We start from the raw sequence: 22,595 nt of genomic DNA on the forward strand, positions 1-22,595 counted from the left end.
CTTTAAGCTTGAGCTTAAAATCTAGGTCGTCATATGCGACTCCTGCACCACCCGATAAAGTGCCTGTTCAAATTGTTGGATCGGATATTGCCAGCCGATATGCTGGGTAGATTCACGGGCTTTTTTACCCATCTGTCTTAATACTTTTGCGCTCGGTAACTGATAAATCGAACGCATAATTCCGGCGACATCGCCCAGTGGACTAAGCCAGCCGGTTTCATCTTGCTTGACATGCAAATTGGCACAAGCATAGTCATACGCCACGACTGGCAAGCCGCTGGCCATGGCTTCAAGCACCACATTACCAAAGGTTTCTACCTGACTGGCAAAGACAAACACATCTGCACTGGCATAAGCTTCAGCCAGTTTTTGTCCGCTTAAGCTGCCCATAAAAATGACTTCGCCATCGGTGTTCAGCCCTTCCAGACGTTTCAGGTCCGGACCATCGCCTACTACCACCAGCTTGGTTGGATATTTGGCAATGGACTGCATGGCCCGATAGGCATCAATCACCACATTCACTTCTTTTTCTGGCGACACCCGGCCCACATAAATCAGCACCCGGGTCTGTTCATCGGCGCCCCAACGTAAACGTAAGGCTTCTGAACGATGTTGCGGTGAGAACCTGTCGACGTCGACCCCACGACCAACGACCACCAGTGGGCCTTCCACACCAAACTGGCGTAAAGACTGCTCGGTATCGGTACTGGGTACACAGGTCAGTTGCGTATTGTTATGGAACCAGCACAGATAACGCTGGATCGGTTTGACCAGAAAAGCCAGATCAAAAAAGCGGCTAAAGTCCTGAAAAGCAGAGTGGAAACCGCTAGATACCGGAATCTGCTTGGATTTTGCTACCTGTAACGCAGCCAGACCCAGCGGCCCTTCGGTCACCACATGCACGATATCTGGCTTAAACTCATCCATGTCGGTAGAGAGTTTATACAGCTGTGGCCAGCCAAACTGCAGATGACCATATTTCGGAATAGACTGCGCCTTGACCAGACATTCTTTGTTGGGACTAAAATCGGTACAAGGTTGTTTTTGTTCAGGACGAATCAGTAGAATTTTATGTCCCAGTTTTTGCAATCCTTTGCACAGTTGTAATAATGAATTGGCCACACCATTAATTTCTGGCGGCCAGGTTTCTGTCACTAACGCAATTCTTAAACGAGGTCGCACCAGCTCTTCAATTTCAATGACTTCATTAATCGCGTTTTTTTGTTTTTCCTGTTTAAAATAAAATTTAAATGCATCGCTGTAACGCTCTAATTTACTGCTCTGCTTTGCCAATACATTGCTCATCGCCTTTCTGCTCAATTCTTATTTTATGCTAGTTAGCCTAATACAGCAGCATTGCAATAATATGATGCTTTGGTGACATGTTTGTCATTTTTTATACAATTTTAAAAGCTAGAAACCCCATAATTTGCTGTTAGTCGGCCCAAGAACAGATGAAAAAAAGCAGATATTCAATACCTGCCTGTTCAATACATTATCGTGAGCCTGCTGCACATTAAAACATCTAAAACAGTAAGTTAACGTATAACTCATCGGTATAGCGTCCTGCTGGCGTTGTCAAACTCGGCTGTTCATCTAACCTTACCGCTACACTGTATTTATGCCCTGATGCAGAAGTCTGTCCTTCAATTGGCGTGTTCCACAGATTATTTTTTGCACCCATAATGCGCATACTGGTACGTAAACGGTGAGCACCATTGTTTACAAAACTGCTGCCGTGCTTGTCCCGTAAATTACGACTACTAAACTGAATACTATAACCACGATCACAGCGCACATTAAAACTGGTTGCCGTCTGACTACGGTATTGAGCGCTCATTTGCAATAAAGACTCACTCACCGAACCAATGGTGCAGGCCTGTGCAGGAACACAGACCCAACAGCCACACAACAACAGGCTTATTTTTTTTACGATCTCTAATCTTTTCATTTTTCTCACCCTCACTCATCATGCTGACATGCTTACTGACAAATCAAATCCATTTGCGTTGTTTGCGGAACCGTGCCAGCTTTAACTTGAGGTACTTCAAGCTGACTATGGCAAATCTTTCCACCTTTGGTTTTGACTTTTAGCGTATAGCCGCCGGGTTTCACACCATATAAATGTACATTTCCATCACTGCCCACAGGTACAAACTCAGTGGTATCACGACTTAAATACACCTCACTTCCCTGCACAAACGGCTGCTGATCAGCTGTAAGTAAACGTAATATAATCAATCCTGTACGCTGCACAGGAAAATTCACTTTATAACCACGTTGATTCATACCAATCACTTTTTGGCTTGAATATTCAAAGCTGTCATACATGTCTAACTGGTCTTGATCAAAAGACACGTCGTAATTGACGTAAGGTACAATGTCATGCACAAACACATAGCCTTTTTGATTGGTTTTGCCGACTGGTGTTAAAGCCCGTTGTACTTCTACATTTGGAATATCACCGACATTTACCAATGCAAAGGCATTGTCTACGTATTTGGTCATGGCCCATTTTCGATCTAACCAAACCACTGCACCCTGATAATTGGCTTGACTATAGCTAAAACGCTCACTTTCATCGTGGCTTAAATATAGATTACCCATAGGCATTCTTAGCGCCGTATAAGCATTTACCCCAATCTCATCTTCTGCTTGTTGGTGGCGCACAGCAAGCGTGTAATCCACACCATTTTGAGCCAGACTGCTTTGTGCATAACGCAACTGCGTCTGTTCATCAAAGTTATGAGAAAGTTGCGCACTGCGGCGTTGGTCAAACTGATAGTTCAGGGTTAAATATGCCCCGTCACTATCCTCTATTTTTAAATCTTTATAATATGAAAATGACATTGAAGCCTGACGCCCAAACATACGCGAAAAACCGACCGTAAGCATTTGGCTATCTGCAAAACTATTTTCAGTATTGGAGTGATAACGACGTTCCAAATAGTTCACGTTTAAGGTGTTGATTAAAGGAACATTAAAAATACTGACATAGGCCAAATTGTCATATTCCACCGTTTGTGTTGCATCGCTATAACCCAAGCCTCGGTATTCAGGGCTGTAATACTTATGACTGGCACCGAATGCAATCCGACTGCCATTACGGCTTATTGAAGTACCATAGGTATAGCCATCGCCCCAGTCACTATGACTAGAAGCTGCATGCGTATCTAACAAGGCATATTTGCTGATAGCCTGTGTCCATAACAAACCAACATTTTGCACATCCTTGCTGTAACTTAAATTAGTGCCTAAGGTCGTGCTGTCAGTAATCCCGCGTCTGAAATAAAGGTTGCCAAAAAACTCACGATAATCATCTGACACGTAGTCATAGTCATAACGCAACTTGCCTGCAGAAAAGTTATATTCATTTAACCCAGGTTTGAGTAATTGCGTGGTGACATAGACAGGAAAGGATTGCACGGTACGGTTACCCAATACATCTTCCACCACCACCTGCGCCTCACCCGACTGCTGAATATTGGCGCCTGTATTTAAGCTATAGTGTCCGGGTGTAATCTGTTGTTGATATAAATTGATGCCGTTAATGTATAAATCGACTGTCGATGGCAGTACCGCACTGCCCCTTAAGGTGGGTACATTCCAATAAATAAAATCTGGATAACTACTAAAATTTGAACCAAAAGATACACCGCCAAATCTAAATGTATCTAATAATGGATTATAAACACTGGTGTTATCACCCAAGGTTAAACGCTGATAACGTGATGGAAACTCTATTTCAAAACTGGTATTCAAACGCAGTAACTTATCTTGGTCTTGTTCTGCTTCTTTGCGATACATCATGGCATTTTTAAAAATCCAGTAATCCTTAAAAATACCAAGCTCCGCCAAGCCATTTAATTCATTATGGTTATCATAACGCGCATACAGTACGTCATAATTTAAAAAGCCACCCAAGTCCGCTTTAGAGGGAATCGCATGCGTTTGGGTAAATTGTGCATCAATAAAATAGCTGGCTGGTACAGTCAGTTTAATGGCTTGCAGTGCAGAATCTTGCTCAGACAGAATATCGTTAGTGGTTACTGAACAAAACTGCGTTTGTGCGCTGTGTTGTTGTAAGCGCTCTTGCAGCAAACCTAATTGTTGCAAGACCTCACATTCCATATAGCGTTGCCCATCCTGCTGCAATACCAGACTTTCAACGACACGATCAACGCCATTTAACCAAACACTATTTAATACCATTTCAGGCTGAGCAGCAGCGGCTTGTAATGGTATCCCCCACAGGACACATTGCAGCGCAAAAAACAGTCGAGTTCTATGCATGATTTAGCCCTTCATTTTTAACTCAATGGCTTGCTCACTTTTATCTGTTTCAAGTTTGAGTATGTAATTTTTCAAATCACTGAGTTTGATTTGCCCCATATCAAAGCTATGTTTTTGTTGGTTTAACAAATATTTCATTTCACTGGAGGTTGCGATAGCTTGTTTTTTCTGGTCTAGAATGCTGATCGAAGAAATTTGCACATGTGATGCAGCATGATTTTCTATCTCTAAAAATAAGCGGTTATTCTGATAACGCGGGGTTGCCGTTACATTAATTGCATCTTGCTTGCCTACAAACAAAGGGACTGAAATCGTAAATAAAAACTGCAAAGCATCTTCTTCCACCACAGGGGCGATTTCTTTAAAAATTATGCGCCAGGTTCTTTCTTGCGCCATTTCTTCTTTAGTCAATGGTCGGCTAAAACCTACACGAATAATTTGTTGTGCATTCGGTTGTAAAACAAAGTTTTTAGGATTAATTAAGATGTCTTGTTCTGGTTCTAGCACATCTTCACCCTGTGCATTTTGCGACCATTTATAGGCAGACATTTCAAAGCTTTTCGGTTCAGTAAGATCTGTGGCTTCTATGACCACTGTTGCACTGCGTTGTCGTGCTTTATCGCCCAAATACATTTGCGTAGGTGAAATGACCAAGTTTGCATAAACAGCTTCTACACATAAGCAACCTGCAACCAGCATATATTTCAATAATCGTTTCATACTTCCCCCAGCAATGTCTTATTTTGTATTTCTTTAGACTAAAAAGTTGACTCCACCCTGTCGGTAAAGCCAACTGATTTAGATTGAGTTCAAGCGAATTAGAAAGACACTCGAATGTTGTATTTATCGGTGTAAGTACCCGCTGGTTTAGAAATACCTACGCCATCACTTTTAACCAAGACATTGTAAGAATTCCAGCCATTGCTACCTGGCGCAATATTGGTTTGCTGATCATTTAGCTGAATCACAGACGATGAACCTGCAAGCTTGGTTTCAACTGTTAAGCCCACTGCATGGCTACCTGATTTGGCTGCAGATTTGGTTGTTTTGCCTCCACCAACACGGTTGTCAGTATCGACCAATAAGTTGTAGTTTGCATTCGCCCCAACCATAAATTGACCTGAAGCTTCTGCACCATCTTTTAATGAGATACTTGGTGTTTTCACCTTCAGTTCACAGCGCTTAGGCACAATCACTTGAATTGGAATACTTCCTGTACATGGCCCTTCGTTACATACTGGGGTTGGCTTAGGGTCTTTAGGAGGAGTATGACCAACTCCCGCCATTGTTACTGTTGAAAAAGCGCCGAAAACCATCAAAGCAGCAGCAGTTTTAATAAATTTAGACATGTCGTGTTTCTCCATAACTTTAATATAAGAACCGTTTTTCTAATCACTCACCCAAACCAGAATGTCTTTAGACTGATTAAAACCCGATCCTGAGCAAGTCCTTTTATTGTAGGTATTCCACAGAAAAAACCATCTATACTGGATTTTTCACACAAGGCTAAGTATTTATTTTTTAAAATTATTTTTCTTGTTTAATCGACTGTTTTTGGGCTAATTCTCTTTTTTTGGTGACCCAAACTATCCTTGCTATTTGGGTCACTATTTTTAGGGAATTTTTTCTACCCATTTTTTTAAGATAAAAACAAATAGATGTTTTTTATAAAAAAAATTAAATACCTTTAATAAACATTCCTTTACATTTATTACATTTTTTTTTAGTTTTCCTCAAAATATTGGAATTTTCCACCACAAATTAGTTGAAATTTCATATATTCTTAAGAAGCCTGACAATTTAAACAGATTATTTGATTGTTATTTTAAATATAAAATACTTAGTAGTGGGGATAGCCTTATTCAATAAACTGTCAGGAAGAAATAATAAAATACATAAACCCCATCAGAAAAAACCAAAGCAGCCCAATCTGTTTTATTCCTGATTCATTTTTTACTTTTTTTGCATTTATTCATTTTTCACTCGACTTTTAATCTGAGTAAAAAATAATTCTTCTAAATAAAAGTATTTTTCAGCCAATTTAGTGACCCAGCGTGATTAGCCATCTCACTCAGTACAGTAGTTATTTTTGGGGCAGATGATCTGGCAGCGACGTCAAAGCAGCACTTTAAGTGAAGCGTAAGAAGTAAAAAACAGTGTTTTGTATGAAGTACAAGGAAGAAAAGCACTCCTTTGAATGAAGCAAGGCACACAATATTAAATGTAAAAAAACCACTCTAGTGAGTGGGTCTTCGCGTTCAAATCAAATGATTCGAGAAATTAGTTCTTTTCTTTGTCTACGATTTTGTTTGCTTGAATCCAAGGTATGAGCAAGCTCAGAACACTGTTCTGAGTGAAGTGCAAGGAAAGAAAAGCACTGCTTCCTTTTCTTTAAGGCACGGAAGTTAACTTAACTCAGTAAGCTCTATTTTTAAATGACATAAAAAAGCCCCTGTGAAACACAAGGGCTTTTTGGCTCAGAAATTAGAACTTAGTTCTTTTCTTTATCAACGATTTTGTTTGCTTGAATCCAAGGCATCATCGCACGCAATTTAGCACCAGTTACTTCGATACCGTGAGCAGCGTTTTGACGACGACGAGCAGTCATAGATGGGTAGTTCAACGCACCTTCCTGGATGAACATCTTCGCGTATTCACCAGATTGAATACGTTTAAGCGCATTACGCATTGCTTCACGAGACTGTTCGTTGATGACTTCAGTACCTGTTACGTATTCGCCGTATTCAGCGTTGTTTGATACAGAGTAGTTCATGTCCGCGATACCGCCTTCGAACATTAAGTCAACGATCAATTTAAGTTCGTGTAGACATTCGAAGTAAGCCATTTCAGGCGCATAACCCGCTTCAACCAGAGTTTCGAAGCCCATTTTAACCAGTTCAACTGCACCACCACAAAGAACCGCTTGCTCACCGAACAGGTCAGTTTCAGTTTCTTCACGGAAAGAAGTTTCGATGATACCTGTACGGCCGCCACCTACGCCTGAAGCGTAAGAAAGTGCAAGGTTACGTGCATTACCAGAAGCATCTTGGTGAATCGCGATAAGATCAGGAACACCTGAACCACGTTGGTATTCAGAACGTACAGTGTGACCAGGTGCTTTAGGTGCAACCATGATTACGTCTAAGTCAGCACGTGGAACAACTTGGTTATAAAGAACAGAGAAACCGTGAGCAAATGCTAAAGTTGCGCCTTGCTTGATGTTTGGCTCAATCACGTCACGATAAAGTTGCGCTTGGAACTCGTCTGGAGTCAAGATCATCACCACGTCAGCTTGTGCAACTGCAGCAGGAACTTCAGCAACTTTAAGACCTGAATTTTCAGCTTTTTTCCAAGAAGCTGAACCAGCACGTAAACCAACAGTTACGTCAACGCCAGAATCTTTAAGGTTAAGCGCATGCGCGTGACCTTGTGAACCGTAACCAATGATCGCTACTTTCTTAGATTGGATGATAGATAAGTCGCAGTCTTTATCGTAAAAAATTTGCATTGCTGTCTCCGCTTAAATGCTTTTGATTCCTGTCCGCTAGGGCAATTTCTTTATTCAGCTTGCTAGCGCCTCTCCCAGCCGAGAGAGGTGAATTCGTTGTTAAATTAAATAGTTAAAACTTTTTCGCCACGTGCGATACCCGATACGCCTGAACGCACCACTTCCAGAATGGTGTTCTCAGCCAACGCATCAATAAAGCCATCGAGCTTTTCTGTGGTACCGGCAATTTGAATGGTATAGGTCGTTGGTGTCACATCGACCACCTGACCACGGAAAATATCGGCAGTACGCTTGATTTCATCACGTGCTGAACCCAGTGCTTTGACTTTAATCAGCATCAGTTCACGCTCAATATGCGCACCTTCAGACAAATCTACCACTTTGACCACTTCAACCAGCTTGTTCAGCTGCTTGGTAATCTGCTCAATTTTGTGGTCATCACCATAAGTAGTGAGTGTCAAACGTGACAAAGTCGGGTCTTCAGTCGGTGCTACGTTCAGCGTCTCAATGTTATAACCACGTTGAGAGAACAAGCCCACTAAACGAGAAAGCGCACCAGCTTCGTTTTCAACGAGAACGGAAATAATGTGTCTCATTCTGTACGCTCCCCTTTTCCTAACCACATATCTTTCATGGACTGACCGGCAATCTGCATCGGATAAACGTGTTCAGTACGGTCAACCATCACGTTAATAAATACGCATTTATCATTGATGGCCATGGCTTCAGCCAGCTTCGATTCAAGCTCATCGGCATGGTCAATCTGGATTCCCACGTGACCATACGCTTCCATCAGCTTGGCAAAGTCAGGTAAAGACTCTACATATGAGCTTGAGTGACGACCTTCATAGTTCATATCTTGCCACTGTTTTACCATACCCAAGGCACGGTTATTCAGGCACAGAATTTTCACGTTCAAGCCGTATTGCTTACAGGTCGACAGCTCCTGGATACACATCTGGATGGATGCTTCACCAGTAATACACACCACCTGCTGGTCTGGATACGCCAGTTTCGCAGCCATTGCATAAGGTAAGCCTACACCCATGGTGCCCAAGCCACCCGAGTTGATCCATTGACGTGGGCGCTTGTATTTGTAGTAAAGCGCACCAAACATCTGATGCTGACCAACGTCAGAAGTAATAATGGCCTCACCATTAGTCACTTTATCTAAAGCTTCCACCACCTGTTGTGGCTTCATGGTGCCATCAGTTGGCTTTTCATATTTCAAACCATGAACTTTACGCCATTCATTGATCTGCTCCCACCATGCTGCAATCGCTTCAGGATTTGGCTTCGACACATTCATCTGTTTCAGCTGTACCAGCATCTCCTGGAGTACAGGTTCAACTGCGCCCACAATTGGAATGTGCGCCATGATGGTTTTAGAAATTGTTGCCGGGTCAATATCAATATGAATGACTTTAGCATTCGGACAGAATTTTGCCGGATTGTTGGTGACACGGTCATCGAAACGCGCGCCGACACACAGAATCACGTCTGCATTGTGCATGGCCATGTTGGCTTCATAGGTACCGTGCATACCGAGCATGCCGATGAATTGCGGATCATCACCCGGGAATGCGCCCAAGCCCATTAAGGTATTGGTCACCGGATAACCCAGAATATGCGCCAGCTCAGTTAACTGTGCTGCGGCATTGCCCTGCACCACACCACCGCCTGAATAAATCACTGGACGTTTGGCATGAATCAGTTCATCAATCGCTTTACGGATTTGACCTGAGTGACCACGATGTGGTGGTTGATACGAACGCATCTTCACTTTTTCAGGATATTCGTAGGCAAATTTTTCTGCCGGATTGGTCGCATCTTTTGGAATATCAACCACAACCGGACCAGGACGGCCAGATGACGCGATATAGAATGCTTTTTTAATAATTGATGGAATTTCGCTGGCATGACGCACCTGGAAACTGTGTTTTACGATTGGTCGGGAAATCCCCACCATATCGGTTTCCTGGAACGCATCTTCACCAATTAAATGAGAAGCAACCTGACCTGACAGAATCACCATTGGAATGGAGTCCATATAGGCTGTTGCAATTGGGGTAACGGTGTTGGTTGCACCTGGACCTGAAGTCACCAGCACCACACCGGTCTTACCGGTTACGCGCGAGTAAGCATCAGCCATATGGCCTGCTGCCTGTTCATGGCGCACAAGGTAATGATTGATTTTGTCTTGTTGAAAGAACGCGTCGTAAATGTGTAAAACGGCGCCGCCTGGGTATCCAAATACATGTTCAACGCCTTCGTCCGCTAATGCACGAACGAGCATTTCACCACCAGATAAAAGTTCCAACGTGATTCACCCTAATCTTAATCACTGCGAAATGGGAGGCATTTGCAGCGTTTCATTAATTCATTGTTGCACTGTTATAGCACACATATTTCATAGTTTTCATCGCAATAGGAAAAATTTGTGATCTGATTGCTGATTGAGCAATATGAGATCTAAAAACATGTTGGGATAAACACGTTTCACAGCTTTGTTCAGCTTCTCGGCTAGAGAAGTTGCCCATTGCATGACATGACACTTATTCGAAGGGTGATCGATCTAAGGCATATAAAACTAAAGACAGCATTTTTGTAGTTTCGTCCCCTAAAGTCAAGTTTAAAAATTGGCTTTTTTCCTAAACTTGGCTGTGTGCCTGTTTTTTAAACATATCTGGTTTTCAAGCATTACATAGAAAAATTTAAATTTCCGTTATAAAACATGATATTTCATGTGTTTGCCTTTATTTCACATAAATTTTAAATATAAAATACATAAAAAAAATGAATGAATTTTATTAAATAAAAAATCGTTTATTTATAATTCACCCATCAAAATGGATCATTCTGCAGCAGTAAAATGGTTATTTCAGATACAACAGCCGAGGATATTCAGGCGCAGATTCATGCAGTTATTTTTCATCTTCCAGCCTAAAAATTAATCAACTTTGGCGCCAATTATTGCTAAGATAAACGCGCAGATTGATCAGCTGAATACAGCATGAGGATAACAAGATGAATCGCTCTATTTTAACTTGGGGATTATGTTCAGTAGTCGCACTGGCCAGCGCCAATGTGATGGCCAAACAGTACTACAAATGGGTCGATGCCAATGGTTCAACCCATTACACCACCACCCCGCCACCGAAAAATGCCAAGAAACACGGCAAAGTCGATACTTACGGCTGGCGCAACTCTGCCCCAACGACTTCAGCGCAAACGGCGGCAGCGAATAATACGCACAGTCCAACCACAGCACAGACAGCGAACACGCCAGCAACCGCTCCCGAGATGGATTCACAGCAACGTGAAGCCAATGCTGCCCTGCAGCAAGCCCAACAGGAACGTGCCAATCCGCAAGTTTTTTAAGTTTCTGCTTGCTCTGGCCCGATCAGTTAAATTTTTCCAGCAGAAACCGCCGCGCAAAATTCACTTTTCGCTGCATTTTGCGCTATGCTGTGCAACAAACTTTTAACCGTAATTCATTAATCCGTTTATGACTACTCATATTGACCCTGAATATCAAGCCAGTGCGATTGAACCTCAAGTCCAAAGCGACTGGGAAACTCGTAAAGCCTTTAAAGTTGCCGACACTGTAGAAGGTCCACGTCGTTATATCCTCTCGATGTTCCCTTACCCAAGTGGCAAACTGCATATGGGTCATGTGCGTAACTATACGATTGGTGACGTGATCAGCCGTTTCCACCGCTTAAAAGGCGAAACTGTACTGCAACCGATGGGTTGGGATGCCTTCGGTCTACCTGCTGAAAACGCAGCGATTGCACACCAGGTTGCACCAGCAAAATGGACTTTTGAAAACATTGATTACATGCGTAATCAGTTGAAAAAACTTGGTCTATCGATTGACTGGGATCGTGAATTTGCAACCTGTACACCAGAATACTATCGCTGGGAACAATGGTTATTTGTTCAGCTTTATAAAAAAGGTCTGATCTACCGTAAACTTTCAACGGTGAACTGGGATCCAGTGGATCAAACCGTACTTGCCAACGAACAGGTTGAAAATGGTCGTGGCTGGCGTTCAGGTGCATTGGTTGAAAAACGTGATATTCCAATGTACTACTTCCGCATTACTGACTATGCGCAAGAATTACTGGACGACCTAGACACGCTGAAAGACGGTTGGCCACAACAAGTATTAACCATGCAACGTAACTGGATTGGTCGCTCACAGGGTATGGAAATTACCTTCCCTTCAGCAAATCCTGACGTGTATGCAGATGGTTTAACAGTCTTCACAACGCGTGCTGACACCTTAATGGGCGTGACGTATGTTGCAGTTGCAGCAGAGCACCCAATGGCGCTTAAAGCAGCTGAAAACAACCCTGAACTTGCTGCATTTATCGAAGAATGCCGTATGGGTTCAGTTGCAGAAGCTGATCTTGCGACTGCTGAGAAGAAAGGCATGGCAACAGGTCTTTCTGTAAAACACCCTGTGACAGGTGAAGAAGTTCCGGTTTGGATCGCGAACTACGTACTCATGTCTTACGGTTCAGGTGCGGTGATGGCAGTGCCTTCACACGATGAACGTGACTTCGAATTTGCCAACAAATACGGCTTAACGATTAAGCAAGTGATTGATGCCAAAGGCGCTGATGATGCAGACTTTGATGCAACTCAGTGGCAAGAATGGTACGGCTCTAAAGAAGGTAAATTGGTCAATTCAGGTGAATTTGACGGTTTAGACTTCCAAGGTGCTTTCGATGCATTCTTGGCAAAACTTGAACCACAAGGCCTTGCCAATGTCAAAGTTCAATTCCGTTTACGTGACTGGGGTGTTTCTCGTCAGCGTTACTGGGGTTGTCCAATTCCAATGATTAACTGTGACACGTGTGGTCAAGTGCCAGTACCTGAAGAACAACTGCCTGTTGTGCTTCCAACGGACGTTGTGCCAGACGGTTCAGGTAACCCATTGAACAAAATGCCTGAATTCTATGAAACCACTTGCCCATGCTGTGGTGGCGACGCACGTCGTGAAACCGATACATTGGATACCTTCGTAGAGTCTTCTTGGTACTACGCACGTTATGCATCTCCAGACTTTACAGATGGCATGGTGAAACCTGAAGCGGGTCAAACTTGGCTGCCTGTGAACCAATACATCGGTGGTGTTGAACACGCAATTCTGCACTTGTTATATGCACGCTTCTTCCACAAATTGATGCGTGATGAAGGCGTGGTACAAGGTAACGAACCATTCACTAACTTGTTAACTCAAGGTATGGTGCTTGCGGATACCTATTACCGCGAGTCTGAATCAGGTAAGAAAACGTGGTTTAACCCTGCCGACATCGAACTTGAAAAAGACGAAAAAGGTCGTATCACGTCTGCGAAATACAAAGGTGATGGTCAAGACGTCATTGTTGGCGGCCAAGAAAAAATGTCGAAATCGAAAAATAACGGGATCGACCCGCAAGCGATTATTGACCAATACGGCGCAGATACGGCTCGTGTATTCATGATGTTTGCAGCCCCTCCTGATCAATCTTTAGAATGGTCTGATGCTGGTGTTGAAGGTGCAAACCGCTTCCTGAAACGTGTATGGCGTTTGGCAACTGGTTTCCTTGAACAAGGCAACAATGCATCAAACATCGACAAAGCTGCGCTTTCTACAGCAGCGCAAGACTTACGTCGTAAAACCCATGAAACCATCCAAAAAGTGGGTGATGACATCGAACGTCGTCATGCATTTAACACTGCCATTGCAGCGATGATGGAGCTTCTAAATGCAAACAACAAGTTTGAAGCGAAAGATGACAATGACGTGGCTGTGGCTCGTGAATCCATCACCACACTTCTGACTTTGCTGGCACCATTTGCACCACACTTAAGCCAGACTTTATTGGCTCAGTTTGGCATTGAGTTAACCTCTGCTCAATTCCCGACTGTGGATGAATCTGCATTAACACGTAATACCCAAACCATCGTGGTTCAGGTGAATGGTAAGCTTCGTGGCAAACTTGAAGTGTCTGTCGATGCATCGAAAGATGACATTTTGGCACAAGCGAAAGCATTGCCTGAAGTGCAACAATTCTTGACTGGCCCAACCAAGAAAGAAATTGTGGTGCCGAATAAGTTAGTGAATTTGGTGGTTTAATTCCTTAAGTTCCCTCTCCTCTCAGGAGAGGGTTAGGGAGAGGTGAAATATTAAAAGCACCCTCATCCTAACCTTCTCCCAAAGGGAGAAGGGAATATAAAGGAACAATCCCTCCCTTGCGAAGCAATGCTTCTCACCCTTTAAAAAAGGGAGGAGAACCCATTTTTTATAATATGGACCGTGGAAGTCCCCCTTTGTAAAAGGTGAGCCATATATGGCGCAAGAGGGGGACCTTTAAGGACGAATCCCTCCAAACCTCCCTTTACCAAAGGGAGGCTTAAAAAACACAAAGCCCGTTGCCAGTCAACGGGCTTTGCACATACAATCAAAACCTCATTTTATTTTTCGCTTGATTCAGGCCAACACAGAGGACAACACATGCATTTGGGCAAACGTGTCGCAGCTATTGTACTTACATGCGGTTTAGCTACTAGCCTGGTCGGTTGTGGTTTTCATCTGAAAGGCACCAACCCAACCGTCGCCCCGGTGGCCTATTCGAAAATGCGTCTGGCGCTGCCTGCCCAAGCGGAAGAATTACAGGAAAAACTGTCGATTTATTTGGGTGCCGCCGGTGTCCAGCTCAGCAATAGCAATGATGCCTATCTGCTGCGGGTACTCGACTATAGCCCGCGTCGTCTGGAACTGAATGGTAAGCTGGTGGAAACCATGCTGCGTTTAAATGTCACTTTCCGTATTGAAGATGCACAAGGCAATCCGGTAACTGAACCACGTACCGTAGTCGCCACCCGAAGCTATCAATATGATGTCGCAACAGTGAACACCGATGATCAGGAACAGAAATTCCTGCGTGATGTGATCATTGATGACGTGGCTCAGCAAATCGTACGTCAGATTTCATCAAACCGCTTACCTGCCGCATCGACCAGCCAAACTGCTGCACCATGAAACTGGATTACTTACAGGCCCTGAAACGGATTGATGATGCCCGGGGAGCCTGGGTGCTGCATGGTCAGGAACCACTACTAGAACAAAACCTGATTGATGCTTTTCGCCAAAGCTGGCAGAAGCAGGACATTGAACGTCAGCGCTATGACATTAGCAGCGTCAGTGACTGGAAAAATGTCTTTAATGCCTTAAACAGCCTGTCTTTATTTTCCACCCAACTGGCAGTTGAAGTGCATGGCAACATCAAGCCCGATGCCAGCAGCTTAAAACTGCTGAAAAGCTATTTACAACAAGACAGCAATAACCTGCTGCTGGTGGTCATGCCCAAGCAGGATGCCAGCAGCCTCAAGTCAAGCTTTTTCCAGACGGTGGAGGCCAATGGCGTTTGCGTCGCCTTAACGGCAAATTACCCACGTGACCGACAGCAGATTTTAGCGGTTGAAGCGCAGAAACTCGGGATTCAACTGGCCAATGATGCCTGGCAATGGCTGGAACAGCATCATGAACACAACCTGCTGGCCGCCAAAAACAGCCTGATGCGGGTGCGCGATACGTTTCCGGACCTTGAACAGATTCAGATTGAGCATTTATATGCCTGCCTGCAAGACCAGTCACGCTATACCACTTATGATTTAAGCGATGCCCTTTTAGCCGGAAATCTGGCTCAATCTATCAAGATTTTTCAGTATCTGACCGCCTCTGGCGAGCCGATGAGCCTGATCTTATGGAGTATCAGCAAGGAAATGCGGCTTCTGATGCAACTGTTTGAGCAACCACAGAATGCCTTGCAACTGGGGATCTGGAAAAACAAGGTCAGCACTTACCAGCAGGCAGTACGCCGTTTATCGCCACAGACGTTTTTAAGCTGGCCAGCGCTGTTATTAAATATTGATGCGGCTATTAAAGGCGTCAGTCAGGACAACCCGGAACAGCTGGTGCAGCAAGCCATTGCCAGTCTCTGTGGTCGGCCTTTATTTGCTGTTTAACCGGATATTCAGACCTGCATAGAATAATTATCATTTGCAATGTCTTCAAAATATTCACGATTTATCCTTAATTCGCTTTTATAATTCCGTTTAATTCTTTTTACCTGTTTCGATGATCATGCCTAAAATAAAACCAACCAAACTCGCGCTTGCTGCGCTGGCCATTGTGGCACTTATTGCTGCAGCCTGGTTCTTTTTAAAACCTAAACAGGAACAGCCACAGTACATTACCGCTGCCGTCAGTCGTGGCGATATTGAAAATTCAGTACTGGCCACCGGTGTCCTTGAAGCCACCAAAATGGTCAGTGTCGGCGCCCAGGTGTCGGGACAGGTCAGAAAAATGTATGTCGAACTCGGCGATCAGGTCAAACAGGGCCAGCTGATTGCCCAGATTGATTCGGTACGTCAGGAAAACGAATTAAAAACCGCAGAAGCCAGCATTAAAAACCAGCAGGCCCAACTGGCGGTGCGTCAGGCCAATCTTGCCAAAGTCGAAGCTGAATATCGCCGACAACAGGCCATGTATGACCAGGATGCGACCTCACGTGCAGAACTGGAAGCCGCACTGGCCAGCTACAAAACCGCACAGGCCGATATTGCTGCCATTAATGCCCAGATTGAACAGTCCCGCTTAACTTTAGCCACCACACGTGAAGATTTAGGCTATACCCGTATTGTTGCACCCATGGATGGTACGGTCGTGGCGATTGTTACGGAAGAAGGCCAGACCGTAAACGCCAACCAGAGTGCACCGACCATTGTCAAACTGGCCAAGCTCGACACCATGACCGTAAAATCGGAGATTTCTGAAGCCGACGTTATGAAAGTGGAAGAAGGTCAGCGTGTGTACTTCACTACCTTAGGCAACAGTGAGAAAAAACACTACGCCACTTTACGTCAGGTTGAACCGGCACCAAATTCAATTAACACCGAAACCAGTAACAGTTCCTCTACTTCAAGCTCTGCGGTGTATTACAACGCCCTGTTTGATGTTCCGAATGAAGATGGCAAGTTGCGTATTGACATGACCGCACAAGTGTCAATTGTGCTGGATGAAGCGAAAAATGTCCTGATGATTCCAGCGGCAGCCATTCAGGCCTCTAACCGTCCACAGCGTAGCCGTGCCCCGGGTGCAGATCAGGCGCCGGCTGAACGCGGTGCATCTGAAGCTCGTGGTCAACGCCCGGCCGGTGACCGTCCTGCGCGCTTAACCCTGACCGAACAGGAACGTGCCCTGATTGATCAAGGCAAAGCTGCACTGGCAATGGTACATGTCTTACAGGCCGATGGCAGCGCCAAACCGCAACAGGTCCTGACCGGCTTAAATAACCGGGTTAGCGTTGAAATCATCAAAGGTTTGAAAGAAGGTGATCAGGTCATTATTGCCGATGGTTCAGATACTTCAAACGATGGCGCCAAACGTAGTAACCGTGGTGGTCCTTCCGGCCCAATGAGAATGTAAGCATGAGTCAACAACAGCAACCTCTACTCGAGGTCAAGAATCTGACTCGTGAATTCCCGGCAGGTGAATCAACGGTGCAGATTCTCAAGGGTGTCGATCTGGCGATTTACCCCGGTGAACTGGTCGCAATTGTCGGTCAGTCCGGTTCGGGTAAATCGACTCTGATGAATATTTTAGGCTGTCTGGATAAACCGACCTCGGGCAGCTACCGCGTCAATGGCCGTGAAACCCGTGAACTGGAACCCGATGAACTGGCGCAGTTACGCCGTGAATATTTTGGTTTTATTTTCCAGCGCTACCATCTGCTGGGTGATTTAACCGCAGCGGGAAACGTTGAAGTCCCGGCGATTTATGCCGGTGCCGATGCCGATGAACGTCATCAGCGTGCAGAAAAACTGCTGACCGATTTGGGTCTGGGCGAGAAAACCCAGAACCGTCCAAGCCAGCTTTCTGGTGGTCAGCAACAGCGTGTTTCGATTGCCCGTGCACTGATGAATGGCGGCGATGTGATTCTGGCCGATGAACCAACCGGTGCACTGGACAAAAATAGCGGCATCGAGGTGATGCGGATTCTGCGCGAGCTGAATGCCCAGGGTCATACTATTATTCTGGTCACCCATGACCACAATGTCGCCAAAAGTGCCAGCCGGATTATTGAAATCAGTGACGGGAATATTATTTCCGATCAGCCGAATACGCCAGAAACTGAAGATGCCCCCCTAGAAAAACAGCAACTGCAGCGCAATACGCAAAAGAAAATTTCGTCCTGGCGCTCCGCGGTGGACCGTCTGGGAGAAGCCTTCCGTATGGCCTTACTGGCCATGAATGCACACCGGATGCGAACCTTTCTGACCATGCTCGGGATTATTATCGGGATTGCCTCGGTGGTTTCAGTGGTGGCACTCGGCAATGGTTCACAAAAACAGATTCTGGAAAACATCAGCAGTCTGGGTACCAATACCATCACCGTGTATCAGGGCCGGGGCTTCGGGGACAATTCACGTTCCTCTCAGGTCAGGACCCTGATTCCTGCAGATGCCGATGCACTGGCGGAACAGCCCTATGTCGATGGCGTCAGCCCGTCGGTGAATACCAGCGTGACCGGACGCTTTAAGGAAATTGAAGCCTCGACCACCGTGAATGGTGTGAGTGAAGACTTCTTCTATGTACGCGGTCTGGATTTTAACAGCGGTCAACCTTTTGACCGGAGCAGTGTCCGCACCCAAGCCCAAGACGTGGTGATTGATACCAACACCCAAAAGACTTTCTTTAGTGACGGCTCTAACCCGGTAGGTCAGGTGATTTTACTGGGGAGCGTACCCAGTCGGATCATTGGGGTGGTCGATGCCCAGCAAGGCATGGGCGGTAATGCGGATAGCCTGAATGTCTATCTGCCCTACTCCACCGTTTTAAGCCGGATGCTGGGGCAATCGCATGTGCGCAGCATCATTGTCCGGATTAAAGATGAATATCCAAGTGCCGCCGCAGAAAATGCGATTTTAAGCCTGCTGGTCCAGCGCCATGGCGCGCAGGATGTCTTTACCCAGAATGCCGACAGTATTCGGGAAACCATCCAGCAGACCACTGCGACGATGACCCTGCTGATTTCAGCCATTGCCGTGATTTCTCTGGTGGTGGGTGGTATCGGGGTGATGAACATCATGCTGGTATCGGTTACAGAGCGGACGCAGGAAATCGGCGTTCGTATGGCGGTGGGTGCCCGACAAAGTGACATCTTGCAGCAGTTCCTGATTGAAGCCGTACTGGTCTGTATTTTAGGTGGTATTCTCGGGGTGCTCTTATCTTTAGGGATTGGACAACTGATTACCCAGTTCGCCGGCGGGACTTTCCAAATGGCCTACTCGACCACCTCCATTGTGGCGGCCTTTATCTGTTCCAGCCTGATCGGGATTGTGTTTGGCTTTATTCCTGCCCGTAACGCTGCCCGTTTAAACCCCGTCGATGCCCTGTCTCGAGAATAAGGATACTTTCATGCAATTGAATTTCAGTAAGCTTGCAACCGCCTTGCTATTGAGCAGCAGCCTGGTCGGCTGTGCGGCGGTGGTGAAAACCCCATATCAGGCACCCGCTGTGACTATTCCGGGCAGTTTCCAGAACAGTAAAGCGGTTAGCCAGCAGGTGCATGCCCAGGTTCAGGCCGATCAGTGGTGGACGCTGTTTAAGGATGCCCAGCTGAATGCCCTGGTTGAACAAACCTTGACGCGCAATAGCGATCTGGCAGTTGCGGGGATTAACCTGCAACAGGCTCGTCTACAGGCGGGACAGTCTCAAAGCCAGCAAGGGATCCGGATTGGAGATGCCAGCATTTCAACCGGGCACCGTTTTAGTCTGGATGGCGATGGTAATGCCTCGACCGGAATTTCTCTGGGCTATCCACGCTTGAGTTATGAACTGGATTTATTTGGCAAACTGACCAACCAGACCGAAGCTGCGCGCTGGGAAGCCTTAGCCACCGAGCAGGATTTACAGGCCACAGCACAGAGTTTGATTGGTACAGCAGCAGAGCTGTATTGGCAGCTGGGCTATTTAAATGAACGTTATCAGGTGGTCCAGCAAAACCTGGCGACCGCACAAAAAACCTATGAACTGGTACAAGTACAGTATCGGGCTGGCGCGGTATCGGGTCTGGATGTAACCCAGGCAGAACAGTCGGTACAAAACCAGAAATCAACCTTAAGCCAGATTGAGCAGCAGCGTGTAGAAACCCGGACAGCCTTGGCGGTTTTATTAAACATGCCGGTGCAGCAGCTGAATATTCAGGAACCGCCGCGTTTACCACGCACGGCGCTGCCGGAGATTAGTGCCGGTTTACCTGCAGAATTATTGGCGCGTCGTCCGGACTTACAGGCTGCCGAGTTACGCCTGCGTAAAGCCCTGGCCAATAAAGATGCCAATCGGGCCAGCTATTATCCATCGATCAGCTTGACCGGTGCGCTCTCTAGCGGTGTAGTCGCCTCTACCTCACTAAGCAGTGCATTGCAAAATCCAGCCTTGACCTTGGGTGCAGGATTAAGTCTGCCATTTTTACAATGGAATGACATGAAACGCGATTTACAGGTCAACGAACTGGAATATGAAAAAGCGATTTTGCAGTATCGCCAGACTCTATATGCCGCCTTTGCAGATGTGGAAAATGCATTATCGGCACGTAATGAGCTGGATAAACAGCTTGCCTTGCAGGCACGTAATGTTGAACTGGCGGAAAAGTCTGAACGGTTGACTGAAGTCCGTTATCGTAACGGCGCAGTGGCGTTAAAAAATCTGTTAGATGCACAGGAAACCACGCGTAATGCCCGTTTGTCTTTGGTGCAAACCCGTCAGAGTCAATATAATGCTTATGTAACTTTATTGCAGGCGTTGGGTGGGAGTCCGATTCAGCAGTTGCCTTAAATTTGATTAAAAATTAAAAAGCCCTAAGGGGCTTTTTTAAATTCACGAGGCTTTGTTGCATAAATATGTAAGCATCTGATTTAAATAAATTTAATTTTGGATCAAAAAAATAATCAAAACCTTTAAAATCATATAGTTATGAAATCTTTGTGCAACAAAGCCGAACTAACATGGAAAATATTTTTTTCATTAAGAATTTATTCACACATATCTATTCCCCATTTATCATACATGTAAGACACACCATTCATACTATAGTCCGTTATATTTAATTCTCTTCCTTTATAGTCATAAACATTATTTGATATAGGAACAACAATATTTATTTTATTATGTAAGCCTAAACAGTAAGTATCTACGCCTTGACCATGTCCTTTTAGTACCCAGCCATCCTTTTTTAACTGACTAATTACTTTGTCTATTTGATTGTTTTTTTTGGGTAAATCAAAAGAAGAAATTTGAACTTCTGCTTTACGTATTGAGTTAACAATTTCAATATTATCGCCTAACAATGCTTTCATTTTTACTTCAAATGGATACTTATCTGAAGGCTGCGGATAAATTCCACCACCTCCACCACAACCAGTGAATGTAAAAAGCATAAAAGCTGCTAAACTCAATTTACTTAATTTCATATTTAGTCCTTAATCGCTCCCGTAATGGTTCTGCCTTGCGCTTCAACACCATATCCAAAATTAAAATCTGCACCAGGTGTACCAATACCAACCTCTAAGCCTTTCATTGTATCTGAAGTAAAATATGCTTTTATCTTATCACTAACAGCGCTTGAACCTGTATCAAGTGGAAGTACAACACCCGCTCGCACTCCCCAAATTCCACCACTAGCACTACCTGCTAATCCTTTCAAAAATATATCGGTACTGTCTGCTTGTGCCTCTTTATTTGGTTTATTAAAAATATAACCCGCCATACAACTTGCAGAAAATTTACCTTTTAACTTAGAAAGATCAGAAGCACCTAATTTTCGACTACCATCAATTATCGAAATCGCGTTACGACCGATTGCTTTCGCTCCTTTTGCATCTGGTGTTGAAGCAGCCCCTACTTGAAAGACTTTACCATTATGCAAATTCGTGATTTCTGCATACGCCAAAGGCCCCACGCCACCCGAACAATAAACATAGTCAAACAAAGGAGCAGCTTGAAGCCTACACGTTTCACCTGTTTTTAACCAACAGTCATAATTGCGATAAGCTTCATACTCTAAATTGGATGCAGCTTGCGGACTTAAACCTATGAATTGTCCACCATAAGTCGGATATAAACCAAGTGTATCCACCCATAAAGTAGGGTTCAATACGTAGGCATGATGGTTTAAACCTGCATATAAATCGATTGGGTCTTTAGTTATATATCTCGCACTATGTGGTTCATAATAACGATAGCGGTTATAGTGCAATCCTGTTTCCTGATCATAATATTGCCCTTGAAAACGTAAATTATTTTGTTCAAATGGATTATCTTGATTTACTGCTTTAATTTCTAATGCCGTTCCCCATGTGTCTTGGATAATTTCCCATACACATTCACCGCGGGTATTGGTCATGGTTTGTGGTGTTCCGACCTGATCACAATGATAAAATGTGATTTGCTCTACATCAGTACGCTTTTTGCGAGTATTACTATTCCATACTGGGTCTTTATAAATAGAATAAGGCTTTGTTTGATATTCCTGATAATCAGGAGTTTCTATGAGTTGAATGAAATCCTTATAACCTGTTTGTAATAAGGGAGTGAAGCTATCAGGTTCATAAATATAGTGCTTTGTATAACTTATCTGTGCAGATTTGACAGACTCCCATATCATTAAATCGCCATCCCAACCAAATAATGTTAATTCATTGGATGTTTTTTTATAGAGTCGGCGGGGCTTTGTTG

The 22,595-nt window shown here is 44.6% G+C and carries 16 protein-coding genes and 1 pseudogene; 7 read left to right on the plus strand and 10 right to left on the minus strand.

Features of this window, described 5'->3' with window-relative positions:
- Nucleotides 1-21: 21 nt before the first annotated feature.
- The 8 genes from ACPEPR_RS09930 to ACPEPR_RS09965 all read right to left on the minus strand — a co-directional run bounded on the left by ACPEPR_RS09930 (nt 22) and on the right by ACPEPR_RS09965 (nt 10,121).
- Nucleotides 22-1,305, minus strand: coding sequence for a glycosyltransferase family 4 protein (locus ACPEPR_RS09930; RefSeq protein WP_168414780.1), 1,284 nt, complete (start codon nt 1,303-1,305; stop codon nt 22-24).
- 220 nt (nt 1,306-1,525) lie between these two features.
- Nucleotides 1,526-1,951, minus strand: coding sequence for a hypothetical protein (locus ACPEPR_RS09935; protein WP_104470588.1), 426 nt, complete (start codon nt 1,949-1,951; stop codon nt 1,526-1,528).
- 32 nt (nt 1,952-1,983) lie between these two features.
- Complete coding sequence (locus ACPEPR_RS09940; protein ID WP_423562375.1) at nt 1,984-4,293, minus strand: fimbria/pilus outer membrane usher protein; 2,310 nt, start codon at nt 4,291-4,293, stop codon at nt 1,984-1,986.
- Nucleotides 4,294-4,296: 3 nt separating this feature from the next.
- Nucleotides 4,297-5,013, minus strand: a complete 717-nt coding sequence (locus tag ACPEPR_RS09945; RefSeq protein WP_168399175.1) for a fimbrial biogenesis chaperone — start codon at nt 5,011-5,013, stop codon at nt 4,297-4,299.
- A gap of 98 nt (nt 5,014-5,111) precedes the next feature.
- A complete protein-coding gene (locus ACPEPR_RS09950) occupies nt 5,112-5,642 on the minus strand; it encodes a hypothetical protein (RefSeq protein WP_423562376.1) in 531 nt (176 codons plus the stop codon).
- Nucleotides 5,643-6,784: 1,142 nt separating this feature from the next.
- Entirely contained in the window at nt 6,785-7,801 is a 1,017-nt protein-coding gene (gene ilvC / locus ACPEPR_RS09955) for a ketol-acid reductoisomerase (RefSeq protein ID WP_005182373.1), read from the minus strand.
- A gap of 104 nt (nt 7,802-7,905) precedes the next feature.
- A complete protein-coding gene (gene ilvN / locus ACPEPR_RS09960) occupies nt 7,906-8,397 on the minus strand; it encodes an acetolactate synthase small subunit (protein ID WP_005182370.1) in 492 nt (163 codons plus the stop codon).
- Nucleotides 8,394-10,121 carry an acetolactate synthase 3 large subunit gene (locus tag ACPEPR_RS09965; RefSeq protein ID WP_035363671.1) on the minus strand — a complete coding sequence of 576 codons (1,728 nt, stop codon included), beginning with the start codon at nt 10,119-10,121 and terminating at the stop codon, nt 8,394-8,396. The genes ilvN and ACPEPR_RS09965 overlap by 4 nt, the downstream gene beginning before the upstream one ends.
- Nucleotides 10,122-10,828: 707 nt before the next feature.
- Here ACPEPR_RS09965 and ACPEPR_RS09970 point away from each other — a divergent pair.
- From ACPEPR_RS09970 to ACPEPR_RS10000, 7 genes are all read left to right on the plus strand, one after another.
- Complete coding sequence (locus tag ACPEPR_RS09970) at nt 10,829-11,182, plus strand: DUF4124 domain-containing protein (protein WP_005182363.1); 354 nt, start codon at nt 10,829-10,831, stop codon at nt 11,180-11,182.
- A 127-nt stretch (nt 11,183-11,309) separates the two neighbouring features.
- Nucleotides 11,310-13,931, plus strand: a complete 2,622-nt coding sequence (gene leuS, locus ACPEPR_RS09975) for a leucine--tRNA ligase (RefSeq protein ID WP_423562377.1) — start codon at nt 11,310-11,312, stop codon at nt 13,929-13,931.
- Between the two features lie 378 nt (nt 13,932-14,309).
- Nucleotides 14,310-14,837, plus strand: coding sequence for an LPS assembly lipoprotein LptE (lptE, locus tag ACPEPR_RS09980; protein WP_005182353.1), 528 nt, complete (start codon nt 14,310-14,312; stop codon nt 14,835-14,837).
- Entirely contained in the window at nt 14,834-15,823 is a 990-nt protein-coding gene (gene holA, locus ACPEPR_RS09985; RefSeq protein WP_005182351.1) for a DNA polymerase III subunit delta, read from the plus strand. The genes lptE and holA overlap by 4 nt, the downstream gene beginning before the upstream one ends.
- A 118-nt stretch (nt 15,824-15,941) precedes the next feature.
- On the plus strand, nt 15,942-17,285 hold the full coding sequence (locus tag ACPEPR_RS09990; RefSeq protein WP_168407482.1) for a MacA family efflux pump subunit: 1,344 nt from the start codon (nt 15,942-15,944) through the stop codon (nt 17,283-17,285).
- A 2-nt stretch (nt 17,286-17,287) separates the two neighbouring features.
- Nucleotides 17,288-19,267 carry a MacB family efflux pump subunit gene (locus tag ACPEPR_RS09995; protein WP_005182346.1) on the plus strand — a complete coding sequence of 660 codons (1,980 nt, stop codon included), beginning with the start codon at nt 17,288-17,290 and terminating at the stop codon, nt 19,265-19,267.
- Between the two features lie 10 nt (nt 19,268-19,277).
- On the plus strand, nt 19,278-20,696 hold the full coding sequence (locus tag ACPEPR_RS10000; RefSeq protein WP_423562378.1) for an efflux transporter outer membrane subunit: 1,419 nt from the start codon (nt 19,278-19,280) through the stop codon (nt 20,694-20,696).
- Between the two features lie 197 nt (nt 20,697-20,893).
- Here ACPEPR_RS10000 and ACPEPR_RS10005 read toward each other — a convergent pair whose 3' ends face one another.
- The gene (locus tag ACPEPR_RS10005) at nt 20,894-21,331 is read right to left on the minus strand and encodes a hypothetical protein (RefSeq protein WP_000777412.1); all 438 of its coding nucleotides are present in this window, start codon (nt 21,329-21,331) and stop codon (nt 20,894-20,896) included.
- A 2-nt stretch (nt 21,332-21,333) separates the two neighbouring features.
- A pseudogene (locus ACPEPR_RS10010) lies at nt 21,334-22,584 on the minus strand (RHS repeat-associated core domain-containing protein); the annotation flags it as partial.
- Between the last annotated feature and the right edge of the window lie 11 nt (nt 22,585-22,595).

The organism is Acinetobacter sp. AND/436 (genome assembly GCF_049546925.1).
GTDB lineage: Bacteria > Pseudomonadota > Gammaproteobacteria > Pseudomonadales > Moraxellaceae > Acinetobacter > Acinetobacter indicus.